The organism is Micromonospora sp. I033 (assembly GCF_053890995.1).
In genome coordinates this window covers 1-17,715 of sequence record NZ_JBSSLX010000116.1, presented here as the reverse complement: position 1 = coordinate 17,715, position 17,715 = coordinate 1, and the positions used below count along the sequence as shown (strand labels likewise).

Below are 17,715 nucleotides of genomic sequence, written 5' to 3'. Positions count from 1 at the left end.
CCTGGCCACCGCCGGCCTGGTCCTGCCGCCGGCCGCGTCCGCCCCGCCGGCGGTGACCGCGACCTCCTGGGTGGTCGCCGACCTGGACACCGGCGCGGTGCTCGGCGGCTGCGGCCCGCACGAGTACGGCGTACCGGCCAGCGTGCAGAAGCTGCTGCTGGCCGCCGCCATGCTGCCGAGGCTGGACCCCGACCGCGAGGTCACCGTGACCGACGAGGACCTGGCCATCGAGCCGGGCAGCTCGGCGGTGGGCCTGGCCGCGGGCGGCCGGTACCGGATCGAGACGATCTGGCTGGGGCTGCTGCTGAAGTCCGGCAACGAGGCGGCAAACGCCCTGGCCCGGCTGGGCGGCGGCCCGGACGGGACGGCCGGGGGCATCCGCGCCATGAACGAGGAGGCCCGGCGGCTCGGCGCGCGGCAGACCCACGCGGTCACGCCGTCCGGCCTGGACGGTCCGGGTCAGTTCACCAGCGCGTACGACCTGGCGCTGATCGCCCGGGCGTGCTTCGCCGACCCGGCGTTCCGGCGGTACACGGCCACCCGGACGGCGACGGTCCCCGCCCAGCCGGCGCTGCGGGAGAAGGCGTTCCAGATTCAGAACGACAACATGCTGCTGGACCACTATCCGGGCGCGATCGGCGGCAAGACCGGCTTCACGGACCTGGCCCGGCACACGTACGTCGGCGCGGCCGAGCGCGGCGGCCGGCGGTTGGTGGTGACCGTGCTGGGCGCGGAGACCGCCACCCAGCGCGGCTGGCAGCAGGGCGCCGCCCTGCTCGACTGGGGCTTCGGCCTGCCGCGGGACGCGGCCGTCGGCCGGCTGGTCCGCCCCGGCGAACTGGACCGGGCCGCCACGTCGCCGACCGGGGCGGCGCCGGCCCTCGCCGGCGGCGCGGGGCTGGGGGGCGCCGGCTCGGCGGCCACCGGCGCCTGGCCGGGCGCCGGCCCCTCGATCGCGGTCGGGGTGGTGCTGGTGGTCGGGGGAGCGGTGCTGCTGGCCCGGCGCCGCCGGCACGCCGCCGCACTCGCCGCCACCATGCCGCCCGGTACGGCGCCGCCGGGTGCGACAGCTCCGGACGACGCCTGAGAGCGCCCCGGCCTACCGGCCGACGGGCTGCGCGGTGCTGTCCCGGACCACCAGCTCGGTGGCGAGTTCGACCCGGGGTGACTCGATCTCCTCACCCTGGGCCAGGCGCAGGATCGTGCGGGCGGCGAGCCGGCCCATCTCCACCAGCGGCTGCCGCACCGTGGTCAGCGGCGGGGAGGCCCACCGGGCCTCGGGCAGGTCGTCGAAGCCGACAACGCTGACGTCGTCGCCGACGCGCAGGCCTCGGCGGCGGACAGCTTCGTAGACGCCGAAGGCCATCTGGTCGCTGGCCGCGAAGATCGCGGTGGGCGGGTCGTCGAGGTCGAGCAGCGTGCTGCCGGCGGTGAAACCGGAGGCGTGGTAGAAGTCGCCGGACTGCACGAGCCGGTCGTCCGGCGGCACTCCGCCCGCCTCCAGTGCGGCGCGGTAGCCGTCGAGGCGGGCCCGGCTGCACAGCAGGTGCGGCGGGCCGGCCACGAAGCCGATCCGGCGGTGCCCGAGGCCAAGGAGGTGCTCGGTCGCGGCCAGGCCACCGGCCCAGTTGGTCGCCCCGATGGCCGGCACGTCCGTGCCCGGCACCCCGGCGGCCGGGTCGACCACCACCACGGGCACGTTGAGCCGGCGCAGCTGGGCGTGCACCGGCGGGGTCAGGTGCGAGGTCACCACGATGACCCCGTCCGAGGCGCGGGCCCGCAGGTTCTGCAACCACTGGCGGGTGGAGGTCGACTCGCGGTGGATCGCCGACACGACGGTGCCGACCCCGACCGCGTGGCCGACGTCCTCGACACCCCGGATGATCTCCACGGCCCACGGGCTGTCCAGGTCGTTGAAGACCAGGTCGACCAGGTTCGCCCGGCGCACCGTGCGGCTGCCGCGGCGCTGGTAGCCGTGGTGGCGCAGCAGCTCCTCGACCCGTTCCCGGGTGTCCGGGGCGACGTCCGAGCGCCCGTTGAGCACCCGGGACACGGTGGGCACCGAGACCCCGGCCTCCCGCGCGATCGCGGTGATGGTGACCCTGCCCTCGTCGTCCGCGCCCACCCGTGTCTCCTTCAGCCGGCCGGAAGCGCCGGCCGCGAACCCGGGACGGCCGGCCCGTCCCATCCCGGCCATCTTGCCGTACGAGCTGGGGGTTGAGGACAGCGCGGGCCGGTGCGGGCGATGCCGGCCCGAAAGGCCGGCGATGCTGGTAGACACGGCAGGGTGGAGACCGGGACACGGGTGGCCGCGGCCCTGGCCGGGCTGGCCACGGCGCTCGTCGCCGGGTGCCAGCGGCCAGCCCCGCGCCCGGCCCCACCACCACCTCCGCCATCGGCGAGCCCGAGCGGGCCCCGCGCCCCGGCGGACATCGTGGACCTGGCCGCCGTCGACCCGAGCGTCCGCACCGACATCCGGTACGCCAGTGCGCACAACTTCGTGGGCCGGCCGGTCACCGGCTACCCCGAGCCGCTCTGCCTGCTCACCCGCCGGGCGGCGGAGGCGCTGCACCGGGTGCAGGCCGCCGCCCTGGCGCAGGGCCGCAGCCTCAAGGTGTACGACTGCTACCGCCCCAAGCGGGCGGTGGACGAGTTCGTCGCCTGGGCGAAGCTCCCCGGCGAGCAGCGGATGAAGGGGGAGTTCTATCCGGACGAGCCGAAGGACCGGCTCTTCGCCGACGGGTACATCGGTGCGCCCACCGCGCACAGCCGGGGGAGCACCCTCGACCTGACCCTGGTCCCGGTGCCCACCCCCGACCAACCCGGGTACGTGCCGGGCCAGCCGCTGGTCGCCTGCACCGCGCCCGCCGGGCGCCGCTTCCCGGACAACTCCGTCGACATGGGCACCGGGTTCGACTGCTTCGACCCCCGCGCGCACACCGCCGACGCCCGGATCGCCGGTGCGGCCCGGGCCAACCGCGAGCTGCTGAAGCGGCTGATGACCGCGCACGGCTTCGAGAACTACCCGCGCGAGTGGTGGCACTACCGGTACGTCGACGAGCCGTACCCGGACACGTACTTCGACTTCCCGGTGGCCCGGTCGTCGCTGCGGTGAGCGCCGCCCCGGCGGGGAGCGGCGCCCACCGCCGCGGTCAGAGGATGCCGCGGGCGACGAAGGCGGCCCGGGTCGCGGTCGCGGCCTGGGTGCCGTAGAGGCGCTGCGCGGCGGCCACCGTGGCCAGCGCGGCGTCGCGGAACGTGACGTCCGTCGTGAAGGCGAACTGCGCCTCCACGATCAGGGTGGTGGCACGGCGGTCGCCGAGCGCGGTGCGGATGTCCCACAGCGCGCGGGACCAGATCTCGCCGTCCGCGTGCACCTCGCCCACCAGGTCGGCGGGGTAGACCTTGGTGCCGTCGAGGCGGCGCAGGCAGTGCGGGGCGGTGCGGGTGTAGGAGACGGCGTCCCAGTCGGCCACGCAGGCCTCCGGGGTGCGGGTCGGCACGCCGGTGGCCCAGCTGGTCACCGTGACCGCCAGGTAGTCGCCGAACGCCTCGCCGATCGCGCCGGACTCCAGCGTGGTGCCGAAGCCGGGCACCTGGCCGTCCTGCACCGAGTGGCCGTACTCGTGGACGATCACCTCGGCGTCCTCGGCGTCGTCCACGCCGCCCTTGCCGAGGGTGATGTTGGCCTTGTCGTCGCGGAAGAACGAGTTGTCGCCGCCGTACTGGTCGATGCGCAGCTCGATCTGCCGCTGGTTGACCGGCCGCAGGGTGCTGCCGAAGCCGAGCGACTGGAGGTACGCCTGGGCGGTGTTCACCCAGTGGTAGCCCATCACCTGCTCGAACTGGTCGGCGTCCCGGTGCCAGGCCGGGTACGCGCCGTCGGCCACGCGGGCCGGGGTGCCGGTCTTGCTCTTGACCACGACGTACCTGCCGGTGAGGGTGCCCGAGCCGTCCAGGTTGGTCAGCAGCACCGACCGGTACGCCCCGGCCAGCTCCGGGTAGTCCGCGTCCTTCTGGTCGGTCAGCGACTGGTCGCCGAGCTGCTGGACAGGGTTCGGGGCGAAGACGGTGGCGGTGGCACTGTGGTCGTAGGGGTCGCCGGCGGCCTGGACGGTGGTGCCGCCGGCCACCAGCGCCGCGGTGACCGCCGAGGCGAGCAGCGCGGAACGTCGGATGTGGGGGTGCATCATGATCCCTTCGGAGGCGGATCGATCCGCTGAGAATAGGCGCGTCAGCCGTCGCGGCGCAGCGGCAGCCAGGCGAGCACGTCCTGGATCTTCGCGTCCCAGTACGCCCAGTCGTGGTCGCCCGGGGAGAAGTCCACGGTGACCGGCAGCCCGCGACGGCGCGCCGTGTCGACGAAGCGGGTGTTGTCCTCGTAGAGGAAGTCCTCGGTGCCGCAGGCGACGTAGAGCGCGGGCAGGTCGTCGCCGGCCCGCTCCAGCAGCGCCACCGGGTCGTCCTCCGGGCCGGCCACGTCCCGGTCACCCCACACCGTGTGCCAGACGGCGGGGTCCATGGGGTGCGTCGGGTGGTGGCGGCGCCGGGCGACGTCCAGGGCGCCGGAGAGGCTGGCCGCCGCGGCGAACCGGTCCGGCCGGCGCAGCGCCCACTTCACCGCGCCGTAACCACCCATCGACAGGCCGGCCACGAAGGTGTCCGCCCGCTGGTCGGAGAGGCGGAAGAACGACCGGCACACCTCGGGCAGCTCCTCGCTCAGGAAGGTCCAGTAGCGGTTGCCGTGCGCCTCGTCGCAGTAGAAGCTCCGCTGCACCTGCGGCATGACCACGGCGAGGCCCAGCGGGGCGACGTACCGCTCGATCGCGGTGCGCCGGGTCCAGATCGTGTCGTCGTCGGTCAGGCCGTGCAGCAGGTAGAGCACCGGCGGATCCGCGGCGGTGGGCGCGCCGGCCATGCCGATCCCGGCGGAGTCCCGGTCGGGCAGCAGCACCGTCATCGACGTGCCCGTTCCGAGCGCCGCGGAGAAGAAGTCACACCGGATCCGGGCCATGGGCGGGAGCGTACCCGGCCACGGATGGGGGCCCGTTGGTGGTCGAATCGACCGTTCCTATTGCCGTGGGGCGTCCAGGGGGGACAGGATGACCAGGCGCGCCGGAAACACACCCGTAACCTGCGTGCTGCTGGTCTCTGTCACGAGGAAGTGGGAGTCAGTCATGAGCGACGTGTCGACGGCACTGGGTGTGCGCCTCTACCCGGACCTGGTCGAGCCGGGCGGCCTGGCTCCCGCCCTCGTACAGACCGCGGCCCGGCACCAGCTCGACATCGGCCGGGTGACCGCGCCCGAGCACGGGCGCAGCCGGTTCACCTGCGCCGAGGCGACCTCCGACCGCGGGGTGGTCTGCGTCAGCCTCGGCGCCCAGGCGCGCTATTTCATGATCGACCTGCGGGTCGACGGCGAGGTCCAGGCCCGCGGCGACGCCACCGACCTGCTCCAGGTCGCCCAGGTCGCCGCCGCCTGGCGGGCCGGCTGCACGCTCGCCGAGCTGACCGCGCGCTACCCCTTCATGGAGGAGATGAAGCGTCACCCGGTGGCTCAGGTCCAGTAGAGCACCCGGCAGGCCGGCAACCGCTCGGCCAGCTCACGGTCGAACTAGGACCGCAGCTCGGCCATGGTCTCCCGCGGGTAGACGTACTTGACCGCGCCGAACCTGCCGTGCTTGCGGCTGCGTGACGCCTCGTCCATCTCCAACCGGGTACGCGGATACCAGCCGAGCAGCACCTCCCTGCTGCCCGGCGTGAACCGGTGCGTGATCAGCTCGGCGGTCAGGTCGAGCGCCGGCACCCCGTCCACCGCCGTCGCGACGAGGTCCAGCAGCTCGGCGTAGTGCCGCCGCCAGTCCGGCAGCGGCATGATCGGGGCGATCGTCAGCCCCACCGGATACCCGTCGAGCGCCAGCCGGCGCAGCGCGTCGACCCGGTCCTCCACCCGGCTCGTGCCGCCCTCGAACCGGGTCGTCACCGGCCGGCAGTTGACGCTGAACCGCACCCGGGTCCGCCCCGCGTGCGGCAGCCCGAGGAAGCCGTCCACGTCGTCGTATTTGGTCGTCCAGCGCAGTTGCACCGGCGCGGCCCAGCCGCCGAAGTGCCGCACCGCCCGCTGCCAGCTCCCGGTCAGGTGCTCGAGGGCCAGCGGATCGGTGTAGCAGGACGCCTCGAAGGTGGTTCCTTCGCCCGCCCGCGCGACCCGGCGGCTGGTCACCGTCCCACGTCCGACGTAGTCGGCGAGTCCGTCCAGGATGTCGTCCAGATCGGCGTAGACCCGCGTCACCGGCGGCCCGGTGAGCGATCCGGCCAGGTAGCAGTACTGGCAGTGCGCCGGGCAGCCCTCGGCCAGGTCCACCCGCCAGTCGGCGCTCGGCGCGATGGGCTGCAACCGGCGCCGGGACGGCGGGCTGACCACGATCGCCAGCGTCGACTTGGCCGGGGCGTACGTCTCCCGCGCGGTCTCCCCGCGCAGCCCGGTGACCCGGTTCCCGCGCAGCCGTTCCACGTCGATGCCGAGCGCCGCCACCCGCTCGACGATCCGCCGGCCGTGCGGGTGCTCCAGCGCGGCCGGGGTGGCGACCACCCGCTTCGGCGTCCACCGCCGGGCCGGTCGAGGCGGCGGCGCCAGGCCCGACAGGTCGCGGGTCGGCACGCGCTCGCCGCTCGCGTCGTGCGGGGCCGCGGGTACGCCGACCGCGAGCGGCTGGTCGACGTCCACCGGCCCGGCGTCGTCTCGGCTCATCCGGGCCGTCTACCCGCTGCGCCGCCGACGCAACGCCCCGCCCCGAACGGGTTAATCGGTTGCCGGCGCCCGCGCCGCCTGCTCCAATCGAGCACGACGTCCACCGAGGGGAGGAGCCCGAGAATGCGAGCCGCGTCGATGTCCCACCTGACGGCACTGACCGCCTACCCCGAGGACATGACGCTTCGTGAAAACCCTCAATCTCGGCATCCTCGCCCATGTCGACGCCGGTAAGACCAGCCTGACCGAACGGCTGCTGCACAGCGCCGGGGTCATCGACGAGCCCGGCAGCGTCGACGCCGGCAACACCCGCACCGACACGCTGGCGTTGGAGCGGCAGCGGGGCATCACCATCCGCTCCGCCGTGGTGTCCTTCGCCGTCGGCGGGACCACCGTGAACCTGATCGACACCCCCGGCCACCCCGACTTCATCGCCGAGGTGGAACGCGTGCTGGGTGTGCTCGACGGGGCGGTGCTCGTGGTCTCCGCCGTCGAGGGCGTCCAGGCCCAGACCCGGGTGCTGGCCCGCACCCTGCACCGGCTCGGCATCCCCACCCTGTTCTTCGTCAACAAGGTGGACCGGGCCGGCGCCGACCCCGACCGGGTGCTGCGCCAGCTCGCCGACCGGCTCACCCCCGACGTCGTCGCCCTCGGCCGGGTCGACGCCGCCGGCACCCCGGCTGCCCGCTGGATCCCGCACCCGCCGCGCGACCCCGGCCACCATGCCCGCCTGGTCGACCTGCTCTCCGCGCACGACGACGCGCTGCTGGCCGCGTACGTGGCCGACGGGCGGTCGGTCACCTCGGACCGGCTGCGGAGAGCACTGACCGCGCAGACCGCGCGCGCCCGCGTGCACCCGGTGCTCGCCGGCTCCGCCATCACCGGGGCCGGGGTGGAGGACCTGATCGACGCCGTCATCGCGCTGCTCCCCGCCACCACGGGCGACGACCGGGCCCCGCTCTCGGGCGCCGTCTTCAAGGTCGAGCGCGGCCCGGCCGGGGAGAAGCTCGCGTACGCCCGGATCTTCGCCGGCACGGTGCGGGTCCGCGACCGGATCCGCCACGGCGGCGGCCGGGAGGCCCGGGTCACCGCCCTCGGTGTCTTCGACGGCGGGGAGGCGACGCCCGCCGAGGCGGCCGGTCCCGGCCGGATCGTCCGGCTGCACGGCCTGGCCGACGTCCGCGTCGGCGACGTGCTCGGCGTTGGCCCCGACCGCCCGGCCGCCCGGCGCCACTTCGCCCCGCCCACGTTGGAGACCGTCGTCGAACCGGTGCGTCCGGCCGACCGCCCGGCCCTGCACGCCGCCCTGACCCAGCTCGCCGAGCAGGATCCGCTGATCAACCTGCGCCAGGACGACCGGCGCCAGGAGATCGCCGTGTCCCTCTACGGCGAGGTGCAGAAGGAGGTCATCGCGGCCACCCTCGCCGACGACTACGGCGTTCCGGTCACCTTCCGGGAGACCACCACCGTCTGCGTCGAGCGGGTGCTCGGCGTGGGCGCCGCCGTCGAGTGGATCGGCAGGGATCCCAACCCGTTCCTCGGCACCGTCGGCCTGCGCGTGGAGCCCGGGCCGGTCGGCGGCGGCGTCGAGTTCCGGCTCGGCATCGAACTCGGCTCGATGCCGCTGGCCTTCCTCAAGGCCGTCGAGGAGACCGTCCGGGAGACCCTGCGGCAGGGCCTGCGCGGCTGGGCCGTCATCGACTGCGTGGTGACCCTCACCCACGGCGGCTACTGGGCCCGGCAGAGCCACGCCCACGGCGTGTTCGACAAGAGCATGTCCAGCACCGCCGGGGACTTCCGGAACCTCACCCCGCTGGTGCTGATGACCGCGCTCGCCCGCGCCGGAACCCGCGTCCACGAGCCGGTGCACCGCTTCCGGCTCGACCTCCCCGCCGACCTGGTGGGGGCGGTGCTGCCCGTGCTCGCCGGGCTCGGCGCGGCGACCCGCACCAGCACCCTGCGCGGCACCTCCTACCTGATCGAGGGGGAGGTGCCGGCCGGGCGGGTGCACGCGCTGGAGCAGCGGCTGCCGGGGCTCACCCGGGGCGAGGGCACCCTGGAGGCCGAGTTCGACCACTACCGGCCGGTACGCGGGCCGGCCCCGAGCCGGCCGCGCTGGGACCACGACCCGCTGCACCGCAAGGAGTACCTGCTCGCCGTCGCCCGCCGGGTCACCGGCCGGCCGGCGCGCTGACCCGCCGTGGGTACCGGGCCCGCACCGCGTCCACACAGGTGTCCCGGGAGGTCGGACCGCCGAACCGGAGCCGGTCGTAGCCGGTGAACGCCGGCTCCAGCGCGTCCAACTCGTCGACCAGCGCGTGCAGCCGGTCGAGCCAGGCCGCCGATCCGGCGTCCGGCTCGGCCGGCGCCGCCCCTATGGCCTCGGTCAACTCGTCCTTGCGCCGGATCGACTCCGGCGACACCGACCGCAGGCAGACGTACCGGCCGCTGAGGTAGGCGTCCCACTCCGCCGCGCCGCGCGCCCGGTCCGCCCACTGCCCGACGAACCAGCCGGGCAGCGCGTCCACCCCGCCCGCCCGCTCGGCCAGCGCGAACAGGTCCGCCGGGACCATCTCCGCGCCGTCCGAGCGTAGATAGCCCGGCAGCGGCAGCCGCCGCTCCAGCATCAACCGGCGTACGCCGTCCGGATCCCGCCCGGCCGCCGCGCAGAGCGCGTCGAGCGTCTCGAACTGCGCGCTGACGTACGCGTCGTCCGCGGCCGTCATCGGATGCTCCCCGTTGACCTGCCGGAACCGTTCCGCCACCCGACGCCGCCAGTCCATCCCGTGCCCCTTCCGTATCGCCTGGCCAGAGGCTAGGGCCCGCACCATTCGGGGTCGGCCGAAACGTGCTCGCGAATATCCGTTGCGGCGTTCCCGGCCCCGCCCGTACCGTGAACGGGCCAACATCAACAGGCACCACCACCCAGGGAGCACACCGTGTCGCAGCAGAACCGCACCCAGGCCGAGCGGCCCGCGCCGCGCGGCGGTGCCCTGCCGCGCGAAGCGGGCCTGGGTCGCTGCCGACGGCAGCAGTGGCAACCGGGGTGGTGGCGCGACTAGCGCCGGCGCGACACGCACGCGCAGCCGCCCGCCCCGAACCAGGGACCGGGCGGCTTTCTCGTCACCGGGTCCGAGGGGCGTAGCTCAACGGAAGAGCACCGGATTCCAAACCCGACGGTTGCAGGTTCGAATCCTGCCGCCCCTGCTCCACCTCGTCCCGACCTCCGGCCGGTGACGTCGCATCTTCTCAACTCCACAGTGGACGGCATGAGCACGAATTCCCGGCCGGCGCGCCAGCGCCGGCCGGGCAACCGGGACGAGGGAGCTGGCTGACCCGCTCGCCTTGGGCGCGAGAGACACGCGGTTCGATTCCGCGGTCCCGGACACCACGCCGGACGGCACCCGCCGTCCCGCACGGGCCGTTGGAGCAAATGGCAGCTCACCCGGTTCTCACCCGGGAGGTTACGGGTTCGAGTCCCGTACGGCCTACGCCTGGTCCCGACCTCGGGACCGCCACGCGGTTGTAGCGCAGTCAGGCAGCGCGTCACCTCGCCATGGTGAAGATCGCCGGTTCGAATCCGGCCAGCCGCTCGGACACACCCTGAACCGAGGAGACGACGATGGGTTTCACCCCGCTGGCCGGTACCCGGGCGCCGGTCCGGGTCTGGACCGACCCGTACACGATCGAGGCGCAGGCGGCCCGGCAGCTGCGCAACATCGGCGCGCTGCCCTGGGTGCAGGGCGTCGCCGTGATGCCGGACGTGCACTTCGGCAAGGGAGCCACCGTCGGCTCGGTCATCGCCATGCGGCAGGCCGTCTCGCCCGCCGCGGTCGGTGTCGACATCGGCTGCGGAATGTCCGCGGTCCGCACCTCGCTCACCGCGGCCGACCTGCCCGACGACCTCGCCCCGCTGCGGACCGCGATCGAGGCGGCCATCCCGGTCGGCTTCGCCATGCGCGCCGACGCGGTCGACCCGCGCCGGATCCGCGGCCTGGAGCAGGGCGGCTGGGACGAGTTCTGGCGCCGCTTCGGCACCCTCGACCGGAAGGTCGCGCAGCTGGAGACCCGGGCCCAGCGCCAGCTGGGCACCCTCGGTGGCGGGAACCACTTCATCGAGGTCTGCCTGGAGCAGGGCGGCCCGGACGACGGCCGGGTCTGGCTGATGCTGCACTCCGGCTCCCGCAACATCGGCAAGGAACTGGCCGAGCGGCACATGGCGGTGGCCCGCGGGCTGCCGCACAACGTCGACCTGCCCGACCGGGACCTCGCCGTGTTCCTCGCCGGCACCCCGGAGATGGACGCCTACCGCCGGGACCTCTTCTGGGCCCAGGAGTACGCGCGCCGCAACCGGGCCGTCATGCTCGCCCTGCTCTGCGGGGTGGTGCGGGAGGAGTTCCCGCAGGTCAGCTACGACGAGCCGGTCTCCTGCCACCACAACTACGTGGCGGAGGAGAGCTACGACGGCGTCGAGGTGCTGGTGACCCGCAAGGGCGCGATCCGGGCCGGCCGGGGCGACCTCGGCATCATCCCGGGGTCGATGGGCACCGGGTCGTACATCGTGCGCGGCAAGGGCAACCTGGACGCCTACTGCTCGGCGTCGCACGGCGCCGGGCGGCGGATGTCGCGGGGTCAGGCGAAGCGCACGTACAGCACCGCCGACCTGGCCGCGCAGACGGCGGGCGTCGAGTGCCGCAAGGACGCCGGAGTGGTCGACGAGATCCCCGGCGCGTACAAGGACATCACCCAGGTGATGGCCCAGCAGGAGGACCTGGTCGAGGTGGTCGCCCACCTCAAGCAGGTCGTCTGCGTGAAGGGTTGAACCGACCGGCGCCCCTGGAGGGGGCGGGGCGCCGGTCGTCCGCCCCGGTGGCGCAGCGGAGAGCGCGCCGGTCTACGAAACCGGAGAGCCCAGGTTCGAATCCTGGTCGGGGCACGGTCCGCGGGTCCGCGGATCCCATGCGAGCTGGTGCAACCAGGCAGCACATCCGATTCTGGATCGGAGAATTGAGGTTCGAATCCTCAGCTCGCAGCGACGGTCACCGGCTGCGCCGGACGATCCGCACGCCGATCGCGACCGCGCCGATGACGAACAGGCCGGCCAGGAGCTGGAGGCCGGGCGAGTCGTCGGCCTCTCCGTACACGAAGCCGGCGACGCCGACCGCGACGGCGAGGATGACGACGACGGCGAGGAGGTACTTCATCGGTCTTCTCCCTGTTCCTCGACCCACTCGAGCAGGTCACCGGGCTGGCAGTCCAGCACCCGGCACATGGCTTCCAGCGTGCTGAAGCGGACCGCCTTGGCCCGGCCGTTCTTCAGCACCGCGACGTTCGCCGGGGTGAGACCGACCCGCTCGGCGAACTCCCCGACGCTCATCTTGCGTTTGGCCAGCTCGACGTCGATGCGGACGACGATGGGCATCAGATCACCGCTTCCATGTCGGTCCGGAGCGTGGTGGCCTGCCGCAGCAGCTCCCGCATCACCACCATCAGCAACCCCAGCACGGTCACCCCGGTCACCAGCAGGAACAGCAGGATCGGCAGGCCCGGGTCGTCCGCGTTGAAGCCGACGTAGAGGAAGACGCCCACGAGCACCACCCACGCGGCGGCGATGGCCCACACGATCGCGTCGACCCACGCCAGCGACGCCTCGCTGAAGATGCGGTCGTTCTTGACCAGGGTGAGCAGCTTCCAGGTGCACACGATCACCACCTGCACGCAGAGCACCCAGAACACCGTCACCGCGGTCGCCGGCCACCTCAGGTAGGCCATGTCCGGGTCTTCCCTGGCCATGTGCGCGAACTGCCCGGGCAGCGACATGACCTGGAACAGGACCAGGATCCCGAACAGCAGCACGAGGAAGGCTTTGAGCGGAGCCACCGCCCGTTGAGCTGTGAACATGCATCGACTATCACTCGTAACCTATCGAAAGTCAATAGGTTTCGCATGATTGCCCATGCCTCCGTGGCGCAGCGGAGAGCGCGTCGGATTCCGAATCCGAAGGCCGCTGGTTCGAATCCAGCCGGGGGCACGTACCGACCCGACCAAGTGCCCGAGCGGCCAGGGAGCGGACTGCAACTCCGCGCACCGGGGTTCGAATCCCCGCTTGGTCTCGACCATGCCGTCCGCTGTGGGGTCGCGTCAGCGGGCGGCGGCCAGCTGAACCGGGATGCGGACCACGTTGATCCGGGAGCCGTCGCGCGCCGACACCTCGTACACCTCGACGGTGCCCGGTCCGGCCGCCGCGCGCCGGTAGCGGACGTCCAGCCGGTAGCCGCCGCGGCAGCCGGAGCCGCAGGAGGCGGTGGTGAAGGCCGTGCCGATCTCCTGGCCCGCGCCGTCCAGCACCCGCAAGCTCACCGTGGCCTCGTACACGTTTGCGGTCCCCGTGACGGTGACCGGGCTGCCGACCCGGTCGCCGATCGCCGGAGCGGTCACCACGATCGGGGGCAGCAGGTCGGCGTAGTCGTCCCGCCCGGTCGCGCTGTCGGCCGGGGCGAAGGCGACCCGCCGCACGGTGGGGAACTGGGTGAGCGTCCAGACCACCTGGGCCCGGCGCAGCCGGGCGGTGGCCGCCCCGCCGGCGTCGAAGCCGGCCGGGGGCGACAGTGTCGCCACCCCGCCGGCGATCCGGGTCACCTGCGTGCCGGCCGGGACCAGGGTGCTCAGGCCGGCGGCGGTCTCGGCCGGGGAGGGGCCGGCGGCCAGTTCGGTGAGCGCCAGCCGGGATGTGGCCACGGTGGCCGGGAGCGCACGCCGGGTGGGCACAAGTTTCCCGCCCCGGGCGAACCAGAGCTGCACGGTCAGCGTCCCGTCCGGCGGCGACGGGGCGGCGGTGGCCGGCGTACCCGTCCTGCCGGGTGTGGCCGAGGTGCCCGGCGCGGACGGGGTCGGCGCGGTGGGCGCGCCGGTCGGGCCGGCGGCGGTGGTGGGCGACGGGCCGGCCGGGGCGGGCCCGAGGGTGCCGGTGCGCGGCGGGGCGCAGCCGGCGGCGAGCAGCAGCAGCGCGGCGAGCGGCGGGATCAGGCGTCGCATGGGGTGCTCCCGGCGTCGACGGGAAGGGTGAGGGTGAATCGGGTGCCCCGGCCGACCTCGCTGGCCACGTCGAGCCGGCCGCCGAGCAGCCGGGCGTTCTCCCGGGCGATGGCCAGGCCGAGCCCGCTGCCGGGGCTGCTGCGGGCCGGGTCGGCCTTGTAGAACCGGTCGAAGATGTGCGGCAGGTGGGCGGCGGGGATGCCGGGCCCGCGGTCGGCGACCTCGACCACGATCTCGGCACCGGTCTGCCGGATCTCGGCGCGCAGGTCGCCGCCGCCGTGTTCGATCCCGTTGGCCACCAGGTTGGCCAGGATCCGTTCGAGCCGGCGCGGGTCGGTCCGCACCGGCGGCCCGTCGCCGTCCACGGTGGCCCGGCCGGCGCCCTGCTGACCGGCGAGGATCCCGCGCAGCAGCGCACCGACGTCCACCGGACGGGTGGCGAGCACCTCCCGCCCGGCGTCCAGGCGGGAGATCTCCATCAGCTCCTCGACCAGCCGGCGCAGCCGCACCACGTCGGCGACGAGCAGTTCGGCGGCCCGGCGGGCGTCGGGGGGCAGCGCGTCCAGCTGGTCGGCGAGCAGCGAGGCCGCGGCCACCAGGGCGGTGACCGGGGTACGCAGCTCGTGCGCCACGTCGGCGGTGAACCGCCGCTCCCGGGCCTGGGCCCGGGACAGCGCTTCGATCTTGGTTTCCAGCGCCTCGGCCATCTCGTTGAAGGAGGTGGCCCAGGCGCTGAACTCGTCCCGGCCGCGCACCGGCAGCCGGGTGTGCAGCAGTCCCTCGGCGACGGCCCGGGCGGCCCGGCTGGCCCGGCCGACGGGTTCCAGGGTGCGGCGGGCGAGGGCGTTGCCCACCGCGGCGGCGAGCAGCACCACCGCCGCCCAGCCGACGACCGAGGCGGTGCGGAGTTGGTCGAGGGCGTCGACGAGGTCGTCCTCGACGGTCACCACGTACAGCTCGGCGGTGGAGCCGGGGATCCGGCCGCCGACGACCAGCAGGTGCGGCCGGCCGGGGGTGCGCTGGAAGCCGAGCTGCCCGGCGGCGACGGTGGCGCGCAGGTCGGGGCCGGGGATGGGCGCGTACCGGGGGTTGGACGCCTGGCTGTCGCCGGTCACCAGCAGCACGTGCCGGCCGGACTCCTCGAAGCTGGTGAGCAGGTCGGCGCGGCGGGCGTCGGCCAGCGGCAGGAACTGCGCGGCGACCACCAGCTGGTAGCGGGCGTCGGCCGCCGCGCGTTGCAGCGAGCCGTCGAACCGGGCCTGCCGCAGCATGAGGTAGGACCCGCCGGCCAGCGCGCCCGCGGCGACACCGGCGACGAGGACGAACGCGATGACGAGCCGCCGCCGCAACCGTCCGGGTACGACTCTGCCGGCCACCATGGCGCGCTCACCCCGTCGAGAGCTTGTAGCCGGCCCCGCGGACCGTCCGGATCAGGGCCGGCGCGCCGGGATCGTCCTCCACCTTGGCCCGCAGGCGTTGCACGGCGACGTCGACCAGCCGGGAGTCGCCGAGGTAGCTGTGCCCCCAGACCCGGTCGAGCAGCAGCTCGCGGGTGAACACCTGACCGGGGCGCCGGGCCAGCTCCAGCAGCAGCCGGAACTCGGTGGCGGTGAGGGTCAGTTCCCGGCCGTCCTTGCGGGCCACGAAGCGGGCCGGGTCGATTTCCAGCGGCCCGGCGGTCACGGTGGTCTCGGGGGCCGGGGCGACGGTCCGGCGGAGCACGGCGCGGACCCGGGCGACCAGCTCGGGCAGGTCGAACGGTTTGCGCAGGTAGTCGTCGGCCCCGCATTCCAGGCCGACCACCACGTCGATGGTGTCGGTACGGGCGGTGAGCATGAGGATCGGCACCTGACTGGTGCGCCGGATCTCCCGGCACACCTCGAATCCGTCCAGGCGGGGGAGCATCACGTCGAGCACGATGAGGTCGACCGGGCCGGCCCGCCACGCGGTGAGGGCGGCCGGGCCGTCGACGGCGGTGGCCACCCGGAATCCGGCCCGGCGCAGGCCGAGGGCCGTCACCTCCCGGATGGAGGCGTCGTCCTCGACGACCAGCACGCGGCCCTCCATGACCACTCAGGGTAGTCCGGCGCGACGCGGGGGGCGTGGGCGCAACGGACGGTGATGAGGGGCCGGTCGGCCCCTCTCACCTGCGGAAAGGTCACGCCTGCCACTGGTGGGCCACGTCGATCACGATGCGGCTGTGCGTGCCGGGGCCGCTGAGCACGAAGACCCGGTACGGCAGCCGGGCGCGGACGCCCACCGCGAAGGTGGTGTAGCCCTCGAAGCTGCCGCCGAAGACGACGTCCCGCAGCGTGCGGTAGCCGAGCACGGTCGCGGCGTGCTCGCCGGCGCGGTAGGGCACCGTGGCCATCCGCTCGTCGTCGTACGCGGGCGCCCGCAGCGACACGGACAGCAGCGCGTCCCCGGCGGTGTACGGGGAGAGGGCCAGCCCCTGCCCCTCGGTGTACGTCTCGCCGTAGGCGACGGAGTAGCCGTTCGCCGGCCCGGCGAACTCGAAGACCACCCGGTCCCAGCAGTCGTGCCGCCCGGTGCGGACCTCGATCAGCGGGTCGGTGCTGAGGTTGCCGGCCGACTTGGCCGTGCTGCCCCAGGTGATCCCGCAGTACGGCGCCGCCGCGGTCGCGCCGCCGGTGCCGGCGACCAGCCCGCCGAGCACGACGACCAGCGCCAGCAGTGTTCTCCTCAGTCTCATGGTGGCCTCCCTGGCGGTGTCCGGGACCCCGTCCGGCGTCCCTGCCCCGACGGTCGGCGCGCCGTGCCACAGCGGCTTCGCAGCCGGGTAACCGCCGGGTAACAGCGGTGCCGGGTTCACCCGGCGGCCGGGGGCAGCCGGTCCGGGTCGGGCAGCGTACGCACCGGGGACCGGTACAGCGGCAGCCAGGTCAAGGCCGCGCCGATCGCGCCGACCCAGAGCGGGGTACGGGGGCCGGCGTACTGGCCGAGCAGGCCGGCCAGCCCGGCGCCGACCGCGATCGCGCCGGTGAGCAGGAACCGGAAGGTGGCGTTCATCCGGCCGAGGAGCGCGTCCGGGGTGGCCCGTTGCCGCAGGCTGACGCCGATCACGTTGCCGATCCCGGTCCGCCAGGCCAGCGCCAGCCAGCCGAGGCCGGCCAGCCACAGCCACGCTCCGGTGTCGACAAGCGCGACCAGTGCGCCGGCGGGGGCGACCAGCAGCCCGGGCAGCCAGAGCGCCCGGCCGTGCCCGATCCGGGCGGCCAGCGGACGGGCGGTCACGGCGCCGAGCAGCGCCCCGACCCCGCCGGCGCCGAGGAAGAGCCCGAGCGCGCCGGCGCCGAGGCCGAGGTCGCGCAGGAAGACGACCGGCAGCATGGTGGTCATCAGGTTCACGGTGAGATTGATGCCGGTCAGCGAGACGGCCAGCGGGCGCAGCAGCGGGTTGCCCAGCACGTGCCGGACGCCCTCGGCGAGCTGTCGGCCGAAGCCGCCCGCCGGCCCGTCCTGTCCGGTCCCGACGGTGGCGGGGGGGCGTACCCGGGTGAGGGCGAGCGCGGAGAGCAGGTGGGTGACCGCGTTCAGGGCCAGGGCGAGCGGGGCGCCGAGCCACTGCACGAGCAGGCCACCGAATCCCCGGCCGCCGATCTGGACGGTGGCGTTGGTGGTCATGAGCAGAGAGTTCGCCGCCACCAGGCGGTCCCGGCCGACCAGTTCCGGCAGGAAGCTCTGCGCGGCCACGTCACCGAAGACCGTGCCGACACCGGTGAGCAGCACCACCGCGTAGAGCTGGCCGAGGGTCAGCGCGTCCGCCCACCAGGCCAGCGGGATCGAGGCGTAGAGGGCGGCGCGGGCCAGGTCGGCGGCGACCATCACGGTGCGGCGCGGCGACCGGTCCACCCAGACCCCGGCGGGCAGCCCGACCAGCAGGAAGGCGGCGGTGCTGAGCGCCGCGA

At 74.3% G+C, this 17,715-nt stretch carries 18 protein-coding genes and 8 tRNA genes; 13 read left to right on the top strand and 13 right to left on the bottom strand.

Features of this window, described 5'->3' with window-relative positions:
• Positions 1–1,087 (top strand): D-alanyl-D-alanine carboxypeptidase family protein (locus ACW0Q9_RS19265; RefSeq protein WP_456183192.1); only part of this gene is annotated, 1,087 nt, incomplete at its 5' end.
• Between the two features lie 12 nt (positions 1,088–1,099).
• On the opposite strand, the gene ACW0Q9_RS19260 is transcribed toward ACW0Q9_RS19265, so the two are convergent.
• Positions 1,100–2,125 (bottom strand): LacI family DNA-binding transcriptional regulator, encoded by a 1,026-nt coding sequence (locus tag ACW0Q9_RS19260; protein WP_456183190.1) that lies wholly within the window; start codon positions 2,123–2,125, stop codon positions 1,100–1,102.
• 162 nt (positions 2,126–2,287) lie between these two features.
• Here ACW0Q9_RS19260 and ACW0Q9_RS19255 point away from each other — a divergent pair, with 162 nt between their 5' ends.
• Entirely contained in the window at positions 2,288–3,115 is an 828-nt protein-coding gene (locus ACW0Q9_RS19255; protein ID WP_456183188.1) for a M15 family metallopeptidase, read from the top strand.
• A 37-nt stretch (positions 3,116–3,152) separates the two neighbouring features.
• Here ACW0Q9_RS19255 and ACW0Q9_RS19250 read toward each other — a convergent pair whose 3' ends face one another.
• Positions 3,153–4,193 carry a M36 family metallopeptidase gene (locus tag ACW0Q9_RS19250; RefSeq protein ID WP_456183186.1) on the bottom strand — a complete coding sequence of 347 codons (1,041 nt, stop codon included), beginning with the start codon at positions 4,191–4,193 and terminating at the stop codon, positions 3,153–3,155.
• Between the two features lie 41 nt (positions 4,194–4,234).
• Positions 4,235–5,014, bottom strand: coding sequence for an alpha/beta hydrolase (locus ACW0Q9_RS19245; RefSeq protein ID WP_456183184.1), 780 nt, complete (start codon positions 5,012–5,014; stop codon positions 4,235–4,237).
• A gap of 163 nt (positions 5,015–5,177) precedes the next feature.
• Here ACW0Q9_RS19245 and ACW0Q9_RS19240 point away from each other — a divergent pair, with 163 nt between their 5' ends.
• The gene (locus ACW0Q9_RS19240) at positions 5,178–5,570 is read left to right on the top strand and encodes a hypothetical protein (RefSeq protein ID WP_456183182.1); all 393 of its coding nucleotides are present in this window, start codon (positions 5,178–5,180) and stop codon (positions 5,568–5,570) included.
• Positions 5,571–5,614: 44 nt separating this feature from the next.
• On the opposite strand, the gene ACW0Q9_RS19235 is transcribed toward ACW0Q9_RS19240, so the two are convergent.
• On the bottom strand, positions 5,615–6,751 hold the full coding sequence (locus ACW0Q9_RS19235; RefSeq protein ID WP_456183180.1) for a spore photoproduct lyase family protein: 1,137 nt from the start codon (positions 6,749–6,751) through the stop codon (positions 5,615–5,617).
• 187 nt (positions 6,752–6,938) lie between these two features.
• Between ACW0Q9_RS19235 and ACW0Q9_RS19230 the strand changes: the two genes are divergently transcribed.
• Entirely contained in the window at positions 6,939–8,945 is a 2,007-nt protein-coding gene (locus ACW0Q9_RS19230; RefSeq protein ID WP_456183178.1) for a GTP-binding protein, read from the top strand.
• Here ACW0Q9_RS19230 and ACW0Q9_RS19225 read toward each other — a convergent pair.
• Positions 8,923–9,534: a DUF6058 family natural product biosynthesis protein gene (locus ACW0Q9_RS19225; RefSeq protein WP_456183176.1), complete on the bottom strand. Its 612-nt coding sequence runs from the start codon at positions 9,532–9,534 to the stop codon at positions 8,923–8,925. The genes ACW0Q9_RS19230 and ACW0Q9_RS19225 overlap by 23 nt on opposite strands.
• 352 nt (positions 9,535–9,886) lie before the next feature.
• On the opposite strand from ACW0Q9_RS19225, the gene ACW0Q9_RS19220 reads away from it, so the two are divergent.
• The 7 genes from ACW0Q9_RS19220 to ACW0Q9_RS19190 all read left to right on the top strand — a co-directional run bounded on the left by ACW0Q9_RS19220 (position 9,887) and on the right by ACW0Q9_RS19190 (position 11,784).
• Positions 9,887–9,958, top strand: a tRNA-Trp gene (locus ACW0Q9_RS19220).
• Positions 9,959–10,064: 106 nt separating this feature from the next.
• A tRNA-Pro gene (locus ACW0Q9_RS19215) sits at positions 10,065–10,137 on the top strand.
• A gap of 32 nt (positions 10,138–10,169) precedes the next feature.
• Positions 10,170–10,242, top strand: a tRNA-Glu gene (locus tag ACW0Q9_RS19210).
• A 28-nt stretch (positions 10,243–10,270) separates the two neighbouring features.
• Positions 10,271–10,344: transfer RNA gene (locus ACW0Q9_RS19205), tRNA-Gly, on the top strand.
• Between the two features lie 29 nt (positions 10,345–10,373).
• Positions 10,374–11,573: an RtcB family protein gene (locus tag ACW0Q9_RS19200; RefSeq protein WP_456183174.1), complete on the top strand. Its 1,200-nt coding sequence runs from the start codon at positions 10,374–10,376 to the stop codon at positions 11,571–11,573.
• 41 nt (positions 11,574–11,614) lie between these two features.
• Positions 11,615–11,687 (top strand) — tRNA-Arg (locus ACW0Q9_RS19195).
• A gap of 24 nt (positions 11,688–11,711) precedes the next feature.
• Positions 11,712–11,784 (top strand) — tRNA-Gln (locus ACW0Q9_RS19190).
• 6 nt (positions 11,785–11,790) lie between these two features.
• Here the strand turns inward: ACW0Q9_RS19190 and ACW0Q9_RS19185 are convergent.
• From ACW0Q9_RS19185 to ACW0Q9_RS19175, 3 genes are read right to left on the bottom strand one after another with little or no spacing between them, the layout of a single operon-like run.
• Entirely contained in the window at positions 11,791–11,955 is a 165-nt protein-coding gene (locus tag ACW0Q9_RS19185) for a hypothetical protein (protein WP_456183172.1), read from the bottom strand.
• Positions 11,952–12,173: a helix-turn-helix domain-containing protein gene (locus ACW0Q9_RS19180; RefSeq protein ID WP_151460477.1), complete on the bottom strand. Its 222-nt coding sequence runs from the start codon at positions 12,171–12,173 to the stop codon at positions 11,952–11,954. The genes ACW0Q9_RS19185 and ACW0Q9_RS19180 overlap by 4 nt, the downstream gene beginning before the upstream one ends.
• Entirely contained in the window at positions 12,173–12,652 is a 480-nt protein-coding gene (locus ACW0Q9_RS19175; RefSeq protein ID WP_456183169.1) for a DUF2975 domain-containing protein, read from the bottom strand. The genes ACW0Q9_RS19180 and ACW0Q9_RS19175 overlap by 1 nt, the downstream gene beginning before the upstream one ends.
• Before the next feature lie 57 nt (positions 12,653–12,709).
• Between ACW0Q9_RS19175 and ACW0Q9_RS19170 the strand changes: the two genes are divergently transcribed.
• Positions 12,710–12,782, top strand: a tRNA-Arg gene (locus ACW0Q9_RS19170).
• An 11-nt stretch (positions 12,783–12,793) separates the two neighbouring features.
• Positions 12,794–12,864, top strand: a tRNA-Cys gene (locus tag ACW0Q9_RS19165).
• A 28-nt stretch (positions 12,865–12,892) separates the two neighbouring features.
• Here ACW0Q9_RS19165 and ACW0Q9_RS19160 read toward each other — a convergent pair.
• From ACW0Q9_RS19160 to ACW0Q9_RS19140, 5 genes are all read right to left on the bottom strand, one after another.
• Entirely contained in the window at positions 12,893–13,786 is an 894-nt protein-coding gene (locus ACW0Q9_RS19160; protein WP_456183167.1) for a Gmad2 immunoglobulin-like domain-containing protein, read from the bottom strand.
• Positions 13,774–15,165: an ATP-binding protein gene (locus tag ACW0Q9_RS19155; protein WP_456183165.1), complete on the bottom strand. Its 1,392-nt coding sequence runs from the start codon at positions 15,163–15,165 to the stop codon at positions 13,774–13,776. The genes ACW0Q9_RS19160 and ACW0Q9_RS19155 overlap by 13 nt, the downstream gene beginning before the upstream one ends.
• A gap of 7 nt (positions 15,166–15,172) precedes the next feature.
• Complete coding sequence (locus ACW0Q9_RS19150) at positions 15,173–15,853, bottom strand: response regulator (protein ID WP_456183163.1); 681 nt, start codon at positions 15,851–15,853, stop codon at positions 15,173–15,175.
• A gap of 91 nt (positions 15,854–15,944) precedes the next feature.
• Complete coding sequence (locus ACW0Q9_RS19145; protein ID WP_456183161.1) at positions 15,945–16,499, bottom strand: AMIN-like domain-containing (lipo)protein; 555 nt, start codon at positions 16,497–16,499, stop codon at positions 15,945–15,947.
• 116 nt (positions 16,500–16,615) lie between these two features.
• Positions 16,616–17,715: MFS transporter (locus ACW0Q9_RS19140; RefSeq protein WP_456183159.1), on the bottom strand; the 1,100-nt coding region annotated here is incomplete at its 5' end.

Excerpts from the sequence above, each read along its gene's own strand:
- ACW0Q9_RS19150 (WP_456183163.1), bottom strand. The coding sequence starts at position 15,853 with ATGGAGGGCCGCGTGCTGGTCGTCGAGGACGACGCCTCCATCCGGGAG.
- ACW0Q9_RS19145 (WP_456183161.1), bottom strand. The coding sequence starts at position 16,499 with ATGAGACTGAGGAGAACACTGCTGGCGCTGGTCGTCGTGCTCGGCGGG.
- ACW0Q9_RS19250 (WP_456183186.1), bottom strand. The coding sequence starts at position 4,193 with ATGATGCACCCCCACATCCGACGTTCCGCGCTGCTCGCCTCGGCGGTC.
- ACW0Q9_RS19240 (WP_456183182.1), top strand. The coding sequence starts at position 5,178 with ATGAGCGACGTGTCGACGGCACTGGGTGTGCGCCTCTACCCGGACCTG.
- ACW0Q9_RS19155 (WP_456183165.1), bottom strand. The coding sequence starts at position 15,165 with ATGGTGGCCGGCAGAGTCGTACCCGGACGGTTGCGGCGGCGGCTCGTC.
- ACW0Q9_RS19160 (WP_456183167.1), bottom strand. The coding sequence starts at position 13,786 with ATGCGACGCCTGATCCCGCCGCTCGCCGCGCTGCTGCTGCTCGCCGCC.
- ACW0Q9_RS19245 (WP_456183184.1), bottom strand. The coding sequence starts at position 5,014 with ATGGCCCGGATCCGGTGTGACTTCTTCTCCGCGGCGCTCGGAACGGGC.
- ACW0Q9_RS19185 (WP_456183172.1), bottom strand. The coding sequence starts at position 11,955 with ATGAAGTACCTCCTCGCCGTCGTCGTCATCCTCGCCGTCGCGGTCGGC.
- ACW0Q9_RS19225 (WP_456183176.1), bottom strand. The coding sequence starts at position 9,534 with ATGGACTGGCGGCGTCGGGTGGCGGAACGGTTCCGGCAGGTCAACGGG.
- ACW0Q9_RS19175 (WP_456183169.1), bottom strand. The coding sequence starts at position 12,652 with ATGTTCACAGCTCAACGGGCGGTGGCTCCGCTCAAAGCCTTCCTCGTG.
- ACW0Q9_RS19235 (WP_456183180.1), bottom strand. The coding sequence starts at position 6,751 with ATGAGCCGAGACGACGCCGGGCCGGTGGACGTCGACCAGCCGCTCGCG.
- ACW0Q9_RS19180 (WP_151460477.1), bottom strand. The coding sequence starts at position 12,173 with ATGCCCATCGTCGTCCGCATCGACGTCGAGCTGGCCAAACGCAAGATG.
- ACW0Q9_RS19200 (WP_456183174.1), top strand. The coding sequence starts at position 10,374 with ATGGGTTTCACCCCGCTGGCCGGTACCCGGGCGCCGGTCCGGGTCTGG.